The 18,312-nt window shown below is 38.8% G+C and carries 17 protein-coding genes and 2 tRNA genes; 6 read left to right on the top strand and 13 right to left on the bottom strand.

Annotation, left to right across the window (positions count from 1 at the left end; translation table 11 throughout):
- Positions 1-187: 187 nt before the first annotated feature.
- On the top strand, positions 188-3,190 hold the full coding sequence (locus tag Q8865_03755; GenBank protein ID MDP4152545.1) for a glycoside hydrolase: 3,003 nt from the start codon (positions 188-190) through the stop codon (positions 3,188-3,190).
- A gap of 45 nt (positions 3,191-3,235) precedes the next feature.
- Here Q8865_03755 and Q8865_03750 read toward each other — a convergent pair whose 3' ends face one another.
- Positions 3,236-3,448 carry a hypothetical protein gene (locus Q8865_03750; protein ID MDP4152544.1) on the bottom strand — a complete coding sequence of 71 codons (213 nt, stop codon included), beginning with the start codon at positions 3,446-3,448 and terminating at the stop codon, positions 3,236-3,238.
- 205 nt (positions 3,449-3,653) lie between these two features.
- On the bottom strand, positions 3,654-4,100 hold the full coding sequence (locus Q8865_03745; protein MDP4152543.1) for an Hsp20/alpha crystallin family protein: 447 nt from the start codon (positions 4,098-4,100) through the stop codon (positions 3,654-3,656).
- Positions 4,101-4,367: 267 nt separating this feature from the next.
- Between Q8865_03745 and Q8865_03740 the strand changes: the two genes are divergently transcribed.
- Positions 4,368-4,691 carry a hypothetical protein gene (locus tag Q8865_03740; protein ID MDP4152542.1) on the top strand — a complete coding sequence of 108 codons (324 nt, stop codon included), beginning with the start codon at positions 4,368-4,370 and terminating at the stop codon, positions 4,689-4,691.
- A gap of 51 nt (positions 4,692-4,742) precedes the next feature.
- Here Q8865_03740 and Q8865_03735 read toward each other — a convergent pair whose 3' ends face one another.
- The 6 genes from Q8865_03735 to Q8865_03710 form a co-directional block, all read right to left on the bottom strand.
- The gene (locus tag Q8865_03735) at positions 4,743-5,501 is read right to left on the bottom strand and encodes an amino acid ABC transporter ATP-binding protein (GenBank protein ID MDP4152541.1); all 759 of its coding nucleotides are present in this window, start codon (positions 5,499-5,501) and stop codon (positions 4,743-4,745) included.
- A gap of 11 nt (positions 5,502-5,512) precedes the next feature.
- Positions 5,513-6,172 (bottom strand): amino acid ABC transporter permease, encoded by a 660-nt coding sequence (locus Q8865_03730; GenBank protein MDP4152540.1) that lies wholly within the window; start codon positions 6,170-6,172, stop codon positions 5,513-5,515.
- Positions 6,173-6,190: 18 nt separating this feature from the next.
- Positions 6,191-6,997 carry an amino acid ABC transporter substrate-binding protein gene (locus tag Q8865_03725; protein ID MDP4152539.1) on the bottom strand — a complete coding sequence of 269 codons (807 nt, stop codon included), beginning with the start codon at positions 6,995-6,997 and terminating at the stop codon, positions 6,191-6,193.
- Positions 6,998-7,110: 113 nt separating this feature from the next.
- The gene (locus tag Q8865_03720; protein ID MDP4152538.1) at positions 7,111-8,619 is read right to left on the bottom strand and encodes a DUF4127 family protein; all 1,509 of its coding nucleotides are present in this window, start codon (positions 8,617-8,619) and stop codon (positions 7,111-7,113) included.
- Between the two features lie 10 nt (positions 8,620-8,629).
- Complete coding sequence (locus Q8865_03715; GenBank protein ID MDP4152537.1) at positions 8,630-9,487, bottom strand: ROK family protein; 858 nt, start codon at positions 9,485-9,487, stop codon at positions 8,630-8,632.
- A 5-nt stretch (positions 9,488-9,492) separates the two neighbouring features.
- Entirely contained in the window at positions 9,493-10,605 is a 1,113-nt protein-coding gene (locus Q8865_03710) for an SLC13 family permease (GenBank protein MDP4152536.1), read from the bottom strand.
- Positions 10,606-10,781: 176 nt separating this feature from the next.
- Here Q8865_03710 and Q8865_03705 point away from each other — a divergent pair, with 176 nt between their 5' ends.
- Positions 10,782-11,072: a hypothetical protein gene (locus Q8865_03705; protein ID MDP4152535.1), complete on the top strand. Its 291-nt coding sequence runs from the start codon at positions 10,782-10,784 to the stop codon at positions 11,070-11,072.
- A gap of 87 nt (positions 11,073-11,159) precedes the next feature.
- On the opposite strand, the gene Q8865_03700 is transcribed toward Q8865_03705, so the two are convergent.
- The 4 genes from Q8865_03700 to Q8865_03685 all read right to left on the bottom strand — a co-directional run bounded on the left by Q8865_03700 (position 11,160) and on the right by Q8865_03685 (position 16,032).
- Positions 11,160-13,421 carry a vitamin B12-dependent ribonucleotide reductase gene (locus Q8865_03700; GenBank protein MDP4152534.1) on the bottom strand — a complete coding sequence of 754 codons (2,262 nt, stop codon included), beginning with the start codon at positions 13,419-13,421 and terminating at the stop codon, positions 11,160-11,162.
- A 183-nt stretch (positions 13,422-13,604) separates the two neighbouring features.
- Positions 13,605-15,335, bottom strand: coding sequence for a phospho-sugar mutase (locus Q8865_03695; protein MDP4152533.1), 1,731 nt, complete (start codon positions 15,333-15,335; stop codon positions 13,605-13,607).
- A gap of 27 nt (positions 15,336-15,362) precedes the next feature.
- On the bottom strand, positions 15,363-15,626 hold the full coding sequence (locus tag Q8865_03690; protein MDP4152532.1) for a TIGR03905 family TSCPD domain-containing protein: 264 nt from the start codon (positions 15,624-15,626) through the stop codon (positions 15,363-15,365).
- A gap of 1 nt (position 15,627) precedes the next feature.
- Entirely contained in the window at positions 15,628-16,032 is a 405-nt protein-coding gene (locus tag Q8865_03685; GenBank protein MDP4152531.1) for an Rrf2 family transcriptional regulator, read from the bottom strand.
- A gap of 173 nt (positions 16,033-16,205) precedes the next feature.
- Between Q8865_03685 and Q8865_03680 the strand changes: the two genes are divergently transcribed.
- Both Q8865_03680 and Q8865_03675 read left to right on the top strand, forming a co-directional pair.
- A tRNA-Leu gene (locus Q8865_03680) sits at positions 16,206-16,288 on the top strand.
- A gap of 38 nt (positions 16,289-16,326) precedes the next feature.
- A tRNA-Leu gene (locus Q8865_03675) sits at positions 16,327-16,413 on the top strand.
- 159 nt (positions 16,414-16,572) lie between these two features.
- Here the strand turns inward: Q8865_03675 and Q8865_03670 are convergent.
- On the bottom strand, positions 16,573-17,466 hold the full coding sequence (locus Q8865_03670; protein MDP4152530.1) for a LysR family transcriptional regulator: 894 nt from the start codon (positions 17,464-17,466) through the stop codon (positions 16,573-16,575).
- 98 nt (positions 17,467-17,564) lie between these two features.
- On the opposite strand from Q8865_03670, the gene Q8865_03665 reads away from it, so the two are divergent.
- The gene (locus tag Q8865_03665) at positions 17,565-18,101 is read left to right on the top strand and encodes a flavodoxin family protein (GenBank protein MDP4152529.1); all 537 of its coding nucleotides are present in this window, start codon (positions 17,565-17,567) and stop codon (positions 18,099-18,101) included.
- Positions 18,102-18,312: the final 211 nt, after the last annotated feature.

Below are 18,312 nucleotides of genomic sequence, written 5' to 3'. Positions count from 1 at the left end.
ACTAAAAAAAAGACAGATAAATTAACATTAAAGTCGATGCCGGGTATGGGATATTTCCCATTCCGGCTTTGTTTTTAAAATAAGATGATTGAAATGAACAGTATATTACAAAACATTAAATGTTTTTACTTTACATTTTTACTACCCAAGGTTACAATAAAGTGATTAATGGTTTGGAGGTTATATAATGGATAAAGAACAGCTTAAAAACCCTGCCGCAGTGTATCGTCAGGCACCTTTTTGGAGCTGGAATGATCATCTTGATGCAGACGAGCTGAAACGCCAGATTAATGATATGGTCGAAAAAGGTTGGGGCGGATATTTCATGCATTCTCGTGTTGGACTTGTAACTGGCTATATGTCTAAAGAATGGATGGATATGACTAATGCCTGTGCGGAAGAAGCATCAAAAACAGGGACAACGGCATGGCTTTATGATGAAGATCGCTGGCCTTCAGGCACTGCAGGCGGAGAGGTCTCAAAACATGAGGAATATCGCGGCCGTTCACTTGTATTTTTAAAAAAGAATGAAATAACAAAAGATGATTCTGTTCTGCAAAACGTCGTGACTGTAGACGGAGACAGATATATTTGCAAAAGGATTCTTCCTATGGGGCATCCGCGTTTTAACGGGACTAATTATGTTGATCTAATGAATCCTAAAGCAGTTAGGGAATTTATTGATTGTACGCATGAAAGATATAAAAAGAATTGCGGAAAATATTTTGGAAAAGAAATTCCCGGTATTTTCACAGATGAGCCATGCTATTTATACTGCAATAATTATAAAGGGACACCTGTAGTGCCGTGGTCTGATTATTTACCGGACTTTTTCAAAAAATTAAAGGGTTATGATATAACGAATCATATTAAAGAGCTGTTTTTAGATTGCGGTGATTATCATAAAACTCGTTTTGATTTTTACGATGCTGCCACTCGCCTATTTGTTGAGAGTTTCACAAAGCAGTATTATGATTGGTGCAGCGAAAATAAAATGAAGATGACAGGTCATTTTATGAAAGAGGATGACCTAGTAGGGCAGACTATGTGGATCGGTGCCGCAATGCCCCAGTATGAATTTATGCACTGGCCGGGTATAGATAAATTACATAGACATATTGAGCAGGTTATAACGGTGAAACAGTTGACATCTGTTGCAGATCAGCTGGATAAAGAAAAAGCTATGTGCGAAGTTTATGGATGCATTGGGCAGCAGTCGAATTTTTATGATCGCAAATGGATTTCCGACTGGGAAGCTATTTTAGGAATCAATTTTATTAATCCTCATCTTTCACTTTATTCAATGCGTGGAGAGCGCAAACGCGATTATCCTGCAAATTTATTCTACCAACAGCCATGGTGGGATGACGAACGTAAATTCGCAGACTATCTTGGAAGAGTCAATTACGTTGTTTCTAATGGGAAAAGAAAAACAGATATTCTTATCATACATCCAATCTCAAGTGTCTGGAGCGAATATACTCCGTTAGACGGGGAAGCAGCCATGCCTCTCAAAAAGGGAATATATAATAAGAATTTCGACAGCCTATCTAGAAAGTTGCTTTCAGAAAACCTTGATTTCCATTATGGCGACGAGATATTGATGGAGAAATATGGCCGGGTTGAAAATGGGAAATTAGTTATAGGTAATTGCTCATATTCAACAGTTGTAGTGCCTTCTGTTTTCACCTTACGTAAGAATACATATAAATTACTGTGTGATTTTGCGGCTGAGGCTGGTGCTGGTAAGCTTATTATTTTAAAACCTTTTGCTGAGAGTCTTGACGGCGAAAAAGCAGAAATCAAATGGCCGGATGGAACGCAAAAAGCAGAAAAGGTCAATGATGTTGTTTCAATCCTTGACACAATATATGAGAATAGGATTAAAATAATTAATAAAGCAACTGGCCAAAAAACCTCAAAAATCTTTGTTCATGAGCGCTTAAGCGATGATGGCGAATGGATGATGATCGCAAATACAGATAATAAAAGAGAATTTGAACTTAATATATCCCTGCAAAGTAGTAAAAAACCGGTAATTTTAGATCTCATGTCCGGTGAATTCTATAGTATACCCATAACCATAAATGAAGGCAGAGCAGAATTTGATATAAAGTTATATCCTGCCGGAAGCGTAATGCTTTTCTTCCCTAACAGTGAGATGAGAGTCGAAAAGGCTCCGCGAGTTCTTGACAGCGGTGTTGAGATAGCCGCGGGATATGAAAAGGTTGAATTGATAAGAAATCTCGATGTAAGTCTCCTTGAACCAAATGTGTTCCCGATTAATGATGTTACGCTTTATTTAAATGACGAACTTGTGGCAAAAGATAAGCCATTAAATGCAATTTGGCATAATTATTTTTATCCGGCTCCAGACGGAACGCCATTCCGTGCTGAGTACAAGTTTGAAGTTAATAATATTCCAAAGGGAGAAATTTTCGCAGCAATAGAAGTTGCTGAAAATCTCGATTCAATTACATTAAACGGTATACCGATTAAGCCATGTAAAATGCCCGGGGAGCTAGGTAAATTCGATACTAAAAAGAGCTGGAAGGACATTAATTTTACTAAAGTTCCATTTGCCGCCGATCAGCTTGTTAACGGAACAAATATAATAGCTATTGAAGGCAGAAAGGTTAACAATATCAACATTCCGAATAACCATCTTCCGGTTTCCGATTTTCAAAATCACAAACCAACAGAGGTAGAAACTATATATATAGTAGGTGATTTTTCAGTCGTTAACGAAGATAATATAAATTTCAGCATTGACGGTGCTAAATTTGATATTGATTCCACTGATTTAACAAAAACCGGCTGTCCTTTTTATGCGGGTAAAGCTGCTTTCAGCACAGCTTTTGATTATAAAAAGCAACAAGGCAATATCTATCTAAAACTGAATGATGTCCATACAGCAAGTGTCAGACTCTATATAAACAGCCAAGAAGTCGGTCTTAAATACTGGACACCATACGTATTTGATATTACTGATTATCTGCATGAAGGGAAAAATGATATTAGAGTTGTTGCTTCAACAACACTTTTTAACCTTATGGGGCCAAACCGCATGTCAGGCATATTGGATTCTGTTTCTGTAGGTCCGTCATCATTTCTTATGGCCGCTATGTTCACTGAAAAGTATTCTTTTGTGTCGTTTGGTTTAGACAGTGTTACAATTTATAAAGCATAAATGAAGATCCGGCCCGCGATTGCAGGCCGGATCTTTTAATTAGTGTTATTGCCAGTTACCGCCACGACAAGAGCATGAACAAGTAATAATGCGGATAATCAAAAGGACTAAAAGAATGATTCCTATTATTGCAATAAGCGGCAGTACCGCAAAAATAGCACCCGCATAAATTGCTCCGAGTACTAGACCGATAACAAGCGCAAGAAGCGAGGCAAGGACCACTGTTATGATGTCTGCACAACAACGACCGATATTCAAAGAAATGCACCTCCCTTATTCGTTTGCAGCTTTTGCTGCATTTACAGTATATGTTTAGCATATATTCCGGTGAAGGAGTATAAAGAGAGAGGATTTTATAATTATTATATATTTTTAAATAATAGTTTAAAATATGCATTAAATTGTCGCTTTTATAAGTTTTAAAAAATAGCACATTGGTGGGGCAACCAATGTGCTATTTATCTTAATCTATCTTAATCTTAATTGAGTTATCTGTTTTCTCAGCCTTTGGTATTGATATACTTAAGACCCCGTTTTGCAGTTTTGCCTTTATGCCATCGTTTTTTGCATCCGGGAGGTACATGCTGCGACTCATTGAACTATAGCGTCTTTCCTTGTGAATGTAGTTTTTCTTTTCTTCGTTAATGTTGTCCTCTTTATTTATTGATATAGTGAGTCTTCCTTCGTTTAGAGAGAGATTTATCTCGTCTTTATTGATTCCCGGAAGATCTGCCGATACAAGATATTCGGCGTCATTTTCCTCTAAGTCGACTTTAAAAGTTTCCCTTGAGAAAGTCATTTTAAGAGGCCAGCTATCGTTAAAAAAGTCATCAAACATGTTGTAAAAATCGTTAAAACCGTTATAGGGCAGTCCTGAATTTTTTTTAGTGAATGGAACTAATCCAGCCATGATCAACAACTCCTTCTTAAATAAATTAATATATATAAATTAGCACTCAGCTACAAAGAGTGCTAACGCTTGATTATTTTATACCACTTTCAATTTACTAAGTCAATAGTCTTAACAGAAAATTAACAACTGTTAAGCCATTGCAAAGTGCAAAAGCCATTAAATATATACATATATGTAGGTTGCCTAGTTGAAAATTCGACAAATTATATCTTTTTTTGGCACAAGTTGACTGATTTCCGTATATACTTAATTGGAGGTGATTTTATGGGAATGCCTAATATTCCAAATATTAAACCGGAAATCAGATTATATAAAGATGATGTTGTTAAGCTGTTACTATCATCTATAGCTCTTGAAGAAATTGGTCTAGCTCATATTTTGAATGCAGAGGGAGAAAAAATTCAAAAATCTCTCGAAGGAAGAACCAATATTCATGATTTACTAGAAGTCGACAAAAGTGTTCAGACTACACTTCGTGACATTATAAAGAAAGAGATGCTGCTTCAGTTTAAATTTGAAGATACTTTAGATTATTATCACAGCGGTTATATAAGAGAAGAAGGAGAAGCTAGCGAGGAATCTTGCTGACTTTATAAATAAAAAAACTCCCGCCGTAAAGCGGGAGTTTTGTATGTGTTGTTATCCAATAAATCTTTGTAAAAAAAGCTTAGTTCGCTCGCTTGACGGGTTATCGATGACTTGTTTTGGATCGCCCTCTTCAACGATCACGCCTTTGTCCATAAAAATAACTCGATCGGCGACATCACGGGCAAAGCCCATTTCATGAGTTACGACAACCATTGTCATGTGCTCTTCAGCGAGCTCGCGCATAACCTTTAAAATTTCCCCAGTAAGCTCAGGGTCTAACGCACTTGTCGGTTCATCAAAAAATAAGATTTCCGGGTCCAGCGCTAAAGCCCTCGCAATTGCAACACGCTGTTGCTGACCGCCGGAAAGCTCGCACGGGTAAGAATCTGACTTATCAGATAGCCCCATTTTTTCAAGCAAGTCGCCGGCTTTTTTATTTGCGGCGGCTTTATCGATACCAAGTACATGAATAAGCGCTTCGGTAATATTACATTGCACCGAAAGGTGGGGGAATAGATTGAAATTTTGAAATACTAGCCCAAACCGTCTGCGGATTTTGCGAAGTTCATCTTTCTCAGCATATACGGTCTTGCTGTTTTCTGTCTTACAGAGAACATCGCCAGAATAATCTATTGTGCCGCTGTCAAGCTTTTCAAGAGAAGTACAGCATCTTAAAAGTGTAGACTTGCCTGATCCAGATGGACCTATTATTGCGACTACTTCGCCCTTGTCGACATCAAAGGAGATATCGGTTATAACCTTATTATGACCGAATGCTTTTTGTGCATTGCGCACAGATAATACTGACATACCAATTCTCCTTAATGATAATAGCTAAGCTTTTTCTCGCCCCAGGTAAAAGCACGGGTAATGAGATAGCTTGCGGCAAGGTAAAATCCGCCGGCAAATACGATTGGGGCTATTGATACATTTGTTGCCGCCGAAGAATTTGCTACACGGAACATTTCCTGTACAGCAATCGTTGCGGCAAGTGCAGTATCTTTAATGAGTGTTATGACCTCATTTGACATTGGCGGAAGTATACGCTTAATAACCTGCGGAAGTATAATGCGGAAAAATGTCTGGCTCTTCGAAAAGCCAAGAACCTGTGCTGCCTCATACTGACCTATGGGTATTGATTCAAGCCCTCCGCGGTATATTTCCGAAAAATAAGCTGCATAGTTTGTCGAAAAAGCAATTATCGTTGCCGGAAATCTGTATCCGCTCAGTTTCGCTCCAAATATGTAATAAGGAGCGAAGTAAACGAAAATAATCTGAAGTAAGAGCGGAGTTCCACGGATGATAAGTTGAAAAAACCCCACAATTTTTGACAATATGCGGTTTTTAGACATACGTCCAAGTGCAATTGGCGTCGCAAGAGGAATGGCAAACAGCAGGGTAAGCACAAAGATTGATAGCGTTACCCAGAAACCGTTTACTAATTGTAATAATAAACTAACTAAGTCTTCTAGCGATTTCAAAAAGACACATCCGTTCAATTATTTGATAATTGTTACGTCCTTACCAAACCATTTGTTAGATATTTCAGCCATTTTGCCGTCTGTTGCCATTTGCTTTAAAGCACCCTCAACCTTTGAACATAACTCTGTATCAGCTTTGCGGAATCCGACACCGTATTCTTCGTCAGCAAGTGAACCGGAGAGAACTTTGTATTTTCCATCTTTTTGTACATAATACAGAGCCACAACTGAATCCATCAGTACAGCGTCGATTCCGCCTGCATCAAGATCCATAAGAGCTTTACTGTTATCATCATATGGCAATACTTTTCCAAGGGTAGATTTAAAAGAAGTGTTTGCGTCAAGAGCATTGTTGGCGCTTGAGCCTGCCTGAAGACCTAATTTCTTGCCGGCAAGGTCAGCCTGGGAAGCAATTGGGGAATCCTTTTTAACAACGATTATCTGCTCGTTTTTCATATAAGGCTGTGAAACAGTCATTGCATCTTTTATCTCTGGAGTTATAGTCATACCGTTCCATATACAATCAATGTTGCCTGAGTTGAGTTCCTGCTCTTTTACTTTCCAATCAATCGGCTGGAATTTGATCTGCATTCCTAAACGCTTTGCAGCCTCGGTTGCAAGATCGATATCAAAACCAGTTATGTTTCCCTGAGCATCACGAAATCCCATAGGAGGGAATTGGTCGTCAAGACCGACAACAAGTGTGCTTTTCTTAGCAGGGGTGTTATTTGCAGATGTACTGCTCGCTTTATTAGATCCGCAGCCAAACAGCGTAAGAGCTAACATGCAAGAGAACAGAGTTAATGCTATGATGCGTTTTTTCATAAGTACAACTCCTTAATACGTTTTACTTTATTTATATGTTACCATATTATCGTATTAAAGTAAAGTTTATTTGATACTGGTTTGATAACTAAAACTTTTGCAAAACTTACATATTATACCTGCAAATTTATCTCAAGATTTAGGCCGATTTCAAACATACGCTTCCACGGACTATATGTTGTTAAACATATGCTTGCATCTTTAAAACTGTTTATTATTAATTCTTTGAATCCTTCAGAAAGAAGCGTAGAAAGTTCACTGCATATTTCTTTTTCACGGCCGTTTGTTGAAAAATAGTCAGCGTTATACTTAGAAAGGATATTATCGCAGGCATAAGATCGAATGCGAGCCTGATAAAGTGCGTCGTCTATTATATGATATATGAGATTATATGTTACAGCGCTGTTTTTATTTTGGCTTATTATCCCGGAAGAAAGTGTGGTGCCAAGCGTATTGCATGCCGTATTCCAGCCGGCATAGCCGTAAAGCTTGTCAAGCAGAGCCATATCGTCCATTAGTGAAATAAGTTCGAGATCTCCTCCGTTTGCAAATGCGATATCGGCTACTGCCACTTTTTTGCCTTTCGAAAAAGCATACTCCATTTCACAACAGAAATGAACAAGGTTTCTGTGCGATGAATAGGTAACATCTCGGTTTTCAAACTGATCCCGAGCCTGCTGCATAACCTTTCCGGGCGAATTGACAAAGAGGCACAAATCAGCTTCATTGATACTTTCTGTCATAAGACCGCCTGCGGCAAGAATATGCGATTTCAGCGATTCGCCAAATACTCTGTCCTCATATAGCGGGATAATTTCAGGACCTAGTGTTGATGCATAGGATACATAGATAAGCGGCGTTTTTTTAATAAAATCATTATAAGCTCGTGCCAACAGAGTGGAGCCCGCCTCATCAGCACCGGGATATACATAGACTTTATTTTGAAGCCGAAGCTCTCTAATGCGTCCGTAAACGAGGCGCTGATCCATTGCCGTATAGCCATAAGGCGAAGAATCATCCTGAGGAATAGACAAGAAATCAACTTTGCCGCTTTTGACAAGATCTAATATTTTTAAATTGACATCGAGATTGAGTTTGCGTCTTTTTTCGTAATCATCTACATACTCTTGCGGAATTTTTATAGAGCCTTGTTCCTTGCTTTCTTCATCGCTCAGTCCAATGCGGTCTTTTTTGTCGGAAAGATATGCACGTTTAAAGATGGCGGCTCCGAACTTTTCGTAATAATCAGGTTCTTCATCCGATGAATTGTAGCTTGGCGTTCTCATTATCAGATTGAAAAGATAAATAGGCACTCGGCTGTTTTTTAAGTTAACGAGCTTTTGAAGACGCTCAGAAAGCAATTCTTCATCATCATGATGAATGCGCGATGGGAGAAGCCCGCCGTATATCAGCATGTCAACCGACAGTATTGCCGCATCCGATTTCTCAATATGTTGTTTTACAAAATGCCAGAGACCTTCAATATCTGCTTTTTGTTTTTTGTAGCCCAAAAATTGTGAAGGCGGAACAATAAGTTTTATTTCGTCGTTTGTAGCGGCAATCATTTGCGGGAATATCAGATTGCACGGACGCTCATCGAGTGGTATATACAGGATATTCATTTAAACTCCTCTACATTCCATTAGCAAGAAGTGCGGCGCCGATCATTCCCGCCGTGTTTCCTAACTGTGCGCCCCTGATGCAGACATTTCTAAAACTAGGCATAAGTTGTGACGGAAGCCGCTGTACTATCAGGCTTATGATTTCGCTATTCTCCATTATTCGTCCCCCTAAAACTACAAGCGAGGGATTAAAACAATGGATTATGCCGGCTAAACCAGCTGTGACTTCAGTAACCCAACTGCTGACAATTTCCGCTATGCTTGCATTCTCTTTTATAAGTAACTGTAAATCTGCAGTATCACCGAATTCTTTATAGAGTGCCGAGGCTGAGGCGTATGTCTCATAGCAGCCATACGAGCCGCAAGTGCACTTTCTTCCACCGACATGGGTTATAATGTGACCGAATTCCGCGGCTGAGCATCCGCTTCCGTAATACAATCCGCCGTTTGTGTAGATTGCTCCCCCTATGCCGGTGCCAAAGGTTAAACATATAAAATCACTGAAACCCTGTCCGGCGCCCAATTTTGCCTCGGCATATGCCGCTGCATTTACGTCATTTTCCACTCTAACAGGCAAGTTGAATTTTTTTTCTAGGATTTGCTTTACTTTGGTTCCAGTATAGTTTTTTATGTTATCAGTCGCAAAGACTATTTGGCCGTTGACAGGGTCGACCTGGCCAGCTGTGCTTATTCCAATTCGCTCAACTAAACCAAGTGATTCAATGATGCCAGATATCTGCTCCATCAGCGCTTCTCCACTGTTTGCATTAGTGGGAAAGCTAGCGATATCGTCTAGCACTTTTGAGTCACTATCATATACACCCGACTTTATAAATGTTCCTCCGATGTCTATTGCGGCAATTTTCAAATTATTCACCTCTGGAAAATGTAACTATAGGCTGCTCCCGTTAAAATAAGTAAAGGGAAGTTGACGGCAAAAAAAACAGCAAGGTAATAGAGCGGACGAGCGCCATCTTCTTTGCAGTAAAGCTTGAATGAAATCAAACTGGCTAAAGACGCAACTAATGTTCCAAGCCCTCCTATATTTGTTCCTGCAAGAAGTGCTTTATAATTTTCTGTGAACGAAGAAAGCATAACCGCTGCAGGTACATTGCTTATTACTTGTGAAAATACGATTGAACACAAGAATTCTCTTTGTTTAATGAAACTTGTCAGAAAAGTGCTTATAATTGGAAGACTTTTCAGGTTTCCAACAAAAATAAAAAAGCATAAAAAGGTTAGAAGAAGGCTGTAGTCCACCTTTAAGAATAACCTTTTATCAAAGATAAGAAGTGTGGCACAGACAATTAATAAAAGAGGCAATGTTCCAATAATATGCAGTACAGACAAAAGACACAGTGCGAACAAAACAGAATATACAATTATTTTTCTTTTGTTTTGCAGTTCAAAAGATTTGCTGGCAACAGTTATTTTTGAGGGTTTAACAAATAAGTTCAAAATAACAAGTATGATTCCACCCAATAAAACGATTGGTGTAGTTACCGAGAAAAAGCTTGGTATTGAAATATGAAAGTTTGAATATAAAAAGAGATTTTGCGGATTACCAACGGGGGTAAGAGTGCTTCCTATATTTGCAGCAACCGTCTGAAGTGTGATCACGTATGGCGCAAAACGTAATTTTTCCGATAAACGAAGCGCGGCTAGCGAAAAAGGGATAAATGTAATGAGAGCAACATCATTTGTCATCAGCATCGAAGAGAAAAAGGTCAGAAATACTAAAATTATAGATAGCTCTCTTGAAGTTTTAGAAAAAGTCAAAAGCTTGCAGGCCGATGCAGTTAAAACCCCTAATTTTGATAGCCCGGCAACGACAGTCATTAAGGAAAAAAGCAATATAAGCACATCGAAATTTATGTAATCAATATAGCTAAGATCAGGAGGTTTAAAAAAACAGGTTATTACAGCGGCAAATGCTGATATAATAAGAACAGCATCAGCTTTTATGATTTTTTTAAGTTTACTCAAATTAACTCCGCCCTTTAAGGATACTTTCTAAATTATATAGTATTACTAAAGAAAATTAAAGAAGATTTCTGCTATTCTTTTTGTACTATTAAAAAAGCTATTTACATATATTTACTTTGAGGGATATAATGTAAAAAAGACTAGGAATAATCTGTATAATTAAAGGAGGCAATAATATGGAGTTTTTCGGCTTGATCTTATTGGCGGTTATTGTTGAAGGCATTATCAGCTATACAAAGGCGTTCTTTGTAGATGGGAAATTCCAGTGGCAGGTTGTGGCGGCTATTGCTATAGGTGTATTTTTAGCTATTGTTTATCAAATAGATTTATTCTCTATTGTCGGACTATCCGCAAGGATACCGCTTGTTGGCAATATTTTAACCGGCATATTGATAAGCCGCGGCAGCAATTACATATTTGATTTGATAAAAACGTTGCAGACTCAAAAAGATGAAACTCAAAGCTGAAGATAGGTGATTAGTAAAAAAACAAAGTACCTAAAAAGTACTTTGTTTTTTTATGTCTATATTAATAATGTATATAATGTTCTGTTATTAACCGCATTTAGAATATCCGCAGTTTTTACAAATTACACATCCGCCCTCATGCTCGATTGCACTGCCGCATTCGGGGCAAAACCTGATGCCGACTTTTTCAGAAGGAGACGATGGTTCGGATGAGATGGGGGATAGGACTGCCGGACTCGGTTTGCTTCCGTTTTGATAATTATAAACCTTGCTTATTACTTTAGATATCGCATCGGGGCAGGATGTAACTTTGTGTCCCGGCTGGCGGATTGTAGATGGACAGCGAATGCCCTTTAACTGTTCGATAATTGCGTTTGCGTCAATTCCCGATCGCAATGCAATTGAAACAAGCCTTGCAGTCGCTTCACTTTGGGACGGACATCCGCCGTGTCGTCCGGTGTTAGTAAACACCTCACAAATACCATGTTCATCGTAATTTACGGTAACATAAAGATTTCCGCATCCTATTGATACTTTTTCTGTAAATCCAGTCGTTATTTCGGGTCGGGGACGGGGTGTGAGTTGATGCTGCGTTTTATATTCGCAACCTTCACAAGCTGATTCTGAAGCATTTTCTTTATTTACTTTGCCTATGTTTAAAACCTGCTCGCTTCTGCTTCCGTCACGATAGATTGTGACTCCTTTGCAATTAAGCTTATATGCCAGCATGTACACTTTTCGGACATCGTCATGTGTAGCATCATTTTTAAAGTTGACAGTTTTAGAAACGGCATTGTCCACATGTTTTTGGAATGCTGCCTGCATACGAATATGATATTCAGGGGAAACCTCATGTGATGAAACAAATACTTTTTTTATGTCATCAGGTATCTCTGGTATATTGTTTAAATGTCCTTCCGAGGCAATTTTGCGCATTAAACTTTCAGAGTATATACCGCGGCGCTCTAGTTCCTCTTTTAAAACAGGATTAACCTCTATCATTTCGGTTCCATCCATGACATTCCTTATAAACACATAAGCAAATATGGGTTCAACACCGCTGGAACATCCGGCGATTATGCTGATTGTGCCTGTCGGGGCAATAGTTGTAACTGTTGCATTCCTCATTTGTTCCCCATTTTTATAAATACTGAGGTCGAATGCCGGAAAACTGCCACGAGCGGCTGCCAGCTTTCTGCTTTCCTCTTTTGCAAAGTTGTCAATTAAGGACATGATTTTCTCTGCCGTTTTAACACCTTCCTCACTATTGTAAGGAACCCCCATCTTCAACAGCATGTCCGCAAAGCCCATAACGCCAAGACCGATCTTTCTTGTCTGCTTTGTAGTATGATCTATTATTTCTAAAGGGTATTTATTTGCATCAATAACGTTATCAAGAAAATGCACGGCATTTTTTACTGTTTCTTTCAACTCATCTTGATCTATGATATATTTGCCGTTTTTACTCTTTATCATATTGTAAAGGTTTATAGAACCAAGATTACATGATTCATAGGGAAGAAGAGGCTGCTCACCGCATGGATTAGTTGACTCTATTTCACCCATACCTGGTACAGCATTCGCTTCATTCAGCCTATCAAGGAAAATTATGCCCGGTTCTCCGTTTCTCCAGGCGGCATCAACTATTTTTTCAAAAACAGATCGCGCCGAAAGCTTCCCGACGGTTTTTTTAGTTGAGGGGTCGACAAGATCATAATCTTTGTCAGCTTCGACTGCCTTCATAAAGTTCTCTGTAAGCCCAACGCTTATATTAAAGTTTGTAATTTCAGAAGTGTTTTCTTTGCAATCAATAAACTGAAGAATATCAGGATGATCTATCCGCAAAATACCCATATTAGCGCCGCGTCTAGTGCCACCTTGTTTTACAGCTTCTGTTGCCATATTAAAAACCTTCATAAAACTGATAGGACCTGAGGCAACGCCGCCAGTTGTTCTTACAGTTGCGCCGGACTGACGAAGTCTTGAAAACGAAAATCCTGTACCGCCGCCGCTTTTATGAATAAGGGCAGCCATCTTTATAGCTTCAAATATGTCTTCCATTGAATCTGCAATAGGAAGCACAAAACAAGCAGAAAGTTGACCAAGAGGACGTCCTGCATTCATCAAAGTTGGAGAATTTGGCAGAAAATCGAGGTTTGTCATCATATCATAAAAACAGCTTTCTGTTTTTGAAACGTCAGCGTTTTTATCATAGATTAAATCACTGGCTGCAATTGCTTTAGCAACACGTGAGAACATGCCTTCAACAGTTTCGGTTATTTTTCCGTCGCTGTCTTTAGCAAGGTATCTCCTTTGCAGAACAAGACGAGCATTTTCGCTAATTTTCATATTCTCCCTCCAAAATATACAATTATATGTATTCAAATTAGTTTACGTATACTATATATTGTATTTCTGGAGCTGATATTTGTCAACATTAATCAATAAAAATTTGTCATAAAAAATGTGCAGCTCAAAAAGCACAAAAAAAGGTCTTCGTTCAATAGAACGAAGACCTTTTTGATGTTTCCTTTATAAGCCCATTATAGTTTTCATATCAGCTTGATATTCAGAAATTTTCTTGTTTGCATCCTCTATAGTTTCAGATTTGACGAAGAAGTATAATTTAACTTTAGGCTCGGTTCCTGATGGACGTATAATAATGTTGGAATTATCAGAGAGCCTAATAATAATAACATTTGATACGGGAAGGTCTGATTTTGAGACTTTTCCTGTCAGTTTATTTTTTGTTTCACTTGTTAAAAGATCCGTAACCTCAGAGACGTTAACACCGGAAATTGCTGAAGGTATATTTTCACGCAAAGATGAAACGATATTTTTAATTTTATCTGCAGCATCAAGCCCTGATACGGATGCATCTAATGTATATTCAACAAAACAGCCGTATTCTTTATAAAGACGGTTTAAGACGTCCCATAAAGTCAGTCCCTTCTGTTTATAGTACAGTGCCATTTCAGAAATTAGAAGTGCACCTAAAACAGCATCCTTGTCTCTGGCGTAATTTCCTGTAAGATAACCGCAGCTTTCTTCAAATCCTAGTATAAAGCTGTGCGACCCTGTCTCGTAGAATTTATTAGCAAGTTCACCGATGTATTTAAAACCTGTCAAAACATTAAATACAGATACGCCGTTTTTTTCACAGATTGCATCGACCATGTAAGTTGAAACTATACTTTTTATCAAAGCAGGGTTTTTCGGCAAGGTTCCATTTTCACGACCAGCTTCAATAATATAATTCAAAAGAAGTACACCCATTTGATTACCGGTAAACGGCTCAAATTTGCCGCTATTATTTTTGGCAAGTCCCACAACGCGATCTGCGTCCGGATCGGTGCCTATAATAAGTTGCGCTCCGCATTTTTCTGCAAGATCTTTAGCAAGAGCAAAACCACGAATATCACTTGGATTAGGATTTTTAACAGTTGGGAAATTGCCGTCTAATACCATTTGCTCAGGCACTGTAGTAACGTTACTGAATCCGGCTTTACTCAGAACCTCAGGAACCAGGTGATAACCTGCACCATGAAACGGGGTATAAACAATGCCTAAATTTTTCCCAAATTCTTTAACGAAACTGCCTGAAACAGACTGTGACAATACAGCCTTAATAAATTCATCGTCAATTTCTTTGCCGATAATAGAAATGATTCCTGATTTAATGCCATCATCAATATCTATCAAATGTACATCATCAAATATGTCTATTGAAACAATAGCACTCATTACCTCGTTTGCAAGCTCGGGCGCAAGCTGGGCGCCGTCACTCCAGTAAGCCTTATAGCCGTTATATTCCTTTGGATTATGGCTTGCGGTTATATTTATTCCGGCAGTACAATGAAGATAACGCACTGCGAAGGATAACTCAGGAGTTGGCCGCAGACTTTCGAATAGATATACTTTAATTCCGGTTGCCGCAAGGACTCTGGCGGCCTCTTTCGAGAATAAGTCGGAATTATTACGGCTGTCACATGCAATAACTACTCCGGCTTTTTTTGCATCATCACCCTTAGATGAAATGAAGTTTGCAAGCCCCTGTGTAGCATAACGGACAGTATATATATTCATACGGTTTGGCCCTACACCCATTGTACCGCGTAACCCGGCTGTTCCAAATTCAAGAATTGATCCAAAACGGGATTTCAACTCGTCTTCTTTTCCTGAAAGCTCTTCTAGTTCTACTTTAAGGACAGGTTCCAAGTCATTTTTATCCTGCCATTTTTTTAGGTTTTCCTTGTAGGTCAAAATACCAGCTCCTTATTTTTTTTAAAATTATACTTTAGAATTATTTTTTATTAATGCAGCTTCTATGGCATGGGCAAGCTGATCCGGGCATGAAGTATCTTTGCTTCCGCAGCGAATCCCACGCAAACAATTCATAACAGTGTTCGCTTCCATACCCTCAACTAAAGCTGCAATGCCAGCCGAGTTTCCGGCGCATCCGCCAATAAAGACTACTTTTTTAATAATATTATTTTCAATCACAACAGTAACAGCACGAGAGCATGTCCCGTGACAGTTGTATGTAAATGTCATATTATTTATTTACCTTATCGAACGTAAAATCTGCAAACTCCTCAGTGATTTCTGAATTTACCTGCTCGAAAAGCTTATGGAACGGGCAGGTGTTTTTCTCGCCTTCAAGTCTTGTACAGGGATGATCTGAATAAAGACATTTAGAAATGCAAATTGGACCATTTACTGATTCAATAACATCTTTCACCGAAATTTCAGAAGGTGATTTTTTTAGTATGTAGCCACCACCTGCACCCTTTATTGAATTAACAATTCCGTTTTGAAGCAGCTTTCTTAATATTTTAAGTGTAAACCTAATTGGGACTTTAACTTCTTCTGAAATAGTTTTAGCATCACATTTTCCACCACAGCGACTTAGTACATAAATGATTCTAATAGCGTAGTCGGCCTCTTGAGTAATACGCAAAATCTCGACCCCTTTATTGTTTTCTATGATAAAATGTATTAAATTTAGCTATTTTATACATCTTAATACTTAAATAATATATTCCAAAATATTCTTTGTCAATAAAAATCCTTTTTAAATTTAAAAAAATGTTGACATAATCGCGAACTGTTGTTATAATCTTATTTGCACTTGCGAGAGTGGCGGAACCGGCAGACGCGCACGTTTGAGGGGCGTGTGGGCAACCATACGGGTTCAAGTCCCGTCTCTCGCACCAAAGAGCCCTGTTAAAAAAACAGGGCTCTAACAAAAAATGCGGATATGGCGGAATTGGCAGACGCGCTAGATTCAGGTTCTAGTGGATGCAAGTCCATGGAGGTTCAAGTCCTCTTATCCGCACCATAAGAAAACCCCGTAACCATGCAGGTTACGGGGTTTTTTGATTTCTTGAGATATTATTGACATAAACTTTATTTTATGGAATATCATACTTTTATTTTTTCTTGGGCTAAAATATTTTATGACACAAGGTGTCTGCTTAGATGTGTATCCAACTTTCTGTTACAAAAGGCTTTCACAAGTTTTTATAAACTCGCAGATTAATGTACTTCTCCACTTGTTCTTATGCATCAGCAACTGTAAACTCAGTTTTTCCGAATTGTTTGCGGTTTTTATATGAAGTCGCTGCAATCTGGGGTTTTCATCGGCCACTATTCCGGGAAGATAGGTAATTCCGAGTCCGCTCGCCACGATTTTCATAATCGCTTCTGTTGAGGCGCTCTCCAGCAGTATGTTTGGTTCAATTTCATTTTTTTCAAAAAAGCGCTCCGCTCGTTTTCTATACTGACAATCATGTTCTGTTAAAACAAATTTTTGTTTCTTTAGATCATCCAAACAAAAATCCACCGTGTTGATTGAGGCATCGGCGGCAATATAAAACCCGAGATATACGTCCTTCTCTAGCAGCAGGCAAAAGTCATCAGATGGATGACTGAAATCCAAGACAAATGCTAGATCAGCATTCCCGCTGGAGAGATAATGCTTTAGTTTATCGGCAACGCCGGATATGATTTTAACATTTACTTTTGGGTGCGTTTGCATAAACTTGTTTAATAGATCGGGGAGAATAGTCATGCAGACAGAATCCACGGCCGCGATACATAGCGAACCGGCCGATTCCTTTTCTTCATGCATGGTATCGTAGAACCGATCTGTGATTCTAAAGATTTCATTGCTGTATTCCAGCAGTTGTTCTCCTGCCCACGTGATATGGAGCGAGTTTCCATACCGCTCAAACAATTTTACTCCCAGTTCGCTCTCCAAAAGCTTTATCTGCGTGGTAACTGTCGACTGAGCATAGCCAAGCTGCATAGCAGCTTTTGTAATGCTGTTTAGTTCACATACTCGTTTAAACGTGTAGAGATTCCTGTTTTCCATGAAATCGCCCTTTATCATAAATTTCGATATAAATATTCAAATATATCAATTTTACAAATGTCATTTTCTATGATAGCATTTAAATAACAAAGTAACAATATGAAAGTGAAATTACCATGAAAAAAATACTTGTTTTGTGTGGCAGTGGGCGAAGACACGGAAATTCTGAAAGCCTTGCGGATGCATTCATTAAAGGAGCAGCACCGCATAACCAAATCACAAAAATAGCATTGGCCGACAAGAAGATCGCACCATGCCGCGGTTGTAATTATTGTCAGAAGCATTATGGCGAATGCATAATTCGTGACGACATGCATGAAGTATTTGATGCGCTGCAAAGTCATGATGTCCTTGTTCTGTGCTCGCCGGTCTATTACCTTGGGTTTAGTGCACAGATTAAGGCTGTCATAGATCGGACATATGCCGAAAGTGCGATTGGCAGAAAGATCGAAAGCGCAATTCTCATAGCGGTTGCTGGGAAGAATGATCCATATGTCTCGGAGTGCATGATGAACACTTACAGACAATTATGCGATTATCTTGGGTTTCAAAATCGTGGAATGATTGTGGCCAGTGGCTTTGAAAATCCTGAAGATATTAAAGCTTCTAAAAAACTGAATGAGGCGTTTACACTTGGAACGTCGATTTTATAAGGGGAAGTTGAACATTCCATTAAATCCCGTAAAATCACTCACACCATACAAAAAGGGGCTGTTGCAAAGTTGAACTGTACCAGTAAAAACGGACATTGAGAAAAAGGACCTCTGGAAAGGTCAAGAAAAACTAGACACAAAGTTAAGCATTTAAGAATTTTGTATTTCAAACTGAACGGGGCTAAGCCAATCCAGAGCAGAATGAATGCGC

This window comes from Bacillota bacterium, assembly GCA_030705925.1.
GTDB lineage: Bacteria > Bacillota > Clostridia > Oscillospirales > Feifaniaceae > JAUZPM01.
The sequence above is the reverse complement of the archived record's forward strand: the minus strand, read 5'-3'. Positions and strand labels throughout refer to the sequence as shown.

Bases quoted from the DNA above. Each gene is read 5' to 3' on its own strand.
- Q8865_03705 (MDP4152535.1), top strand. From the start codon at position 10,782: ATGGAGTTTTTCGGCTTGATCTTATTGGCGGTTATTGTTGAAGGCATT.
- Q8865_03670 (MDP4152530.1), bottom strand. From the start codon at position 17,466: ATGATAAAGGGCGATTTCATGGAAAACAGGAATCTCTACACGTTTAAA.
- Q8865_03740 (MDP4152542.1), top strand. From the start codon at position 4,368: ATGGGAATGCCTAATATTCCAAATATTAAACCGGAAATCAGATTATAT.
- Q8865_03665 (MDP4152529.1), top strand. From the start codon at position 17,565: ATGAAAAAAATACTTGTTTTGTGTGGCAGTGGGCGAAGACACGGAAAT.
- Q8865_03690 (MDP4152532.1), bottom strand. From the start codon at position 15,626: ATGACATTTACATACAACTGTCACGGGACATGCTCTCGTGCTGTTACT.
- Q8865_03700 (MDP4152534.1), bottom strand. From the start codon at position 13,421: ATGAAAATTAGCGAAAATGCTCGTCTTGTTCTGCAAAGGAGATACCTT.
- Q8865_03755 (MDP4152545.1), top strand. From the start codon at position 188: ATGGATAAAGAACAGCTTAAAAACCCTGCCGCAGTGTATCGTCAGGCA.
- Q8865_03745 (MDP4152543.1), bottom strand. From the start codon at position 4,100: ATGGCTGGATTAGTTCCATTCACTAAAAAAAATTCAGGACTGCCCTAT.
- Q8865_03720 (MDP4152538.1), bottom strand. From the start codon at position 8,619: ATGAATATCCTGTATATACCACTCGATGAGCGTCCGTGCAATCTGATA.
- Q8865_03735 (MDP4152541.1), bottom strand. From the start codon at position 5,501: ATGTCAGTATTATCTGTGCGCAATGCACAAAAAGCATTCGGTCATAAT.
- Q8865_03725 (MDP4152539.1), bottom strand. From the start codon at position 6,997: ATGAAAAAACGCATCATAGCATTAACTCTGTTCTCTTGCATGTTAGCT.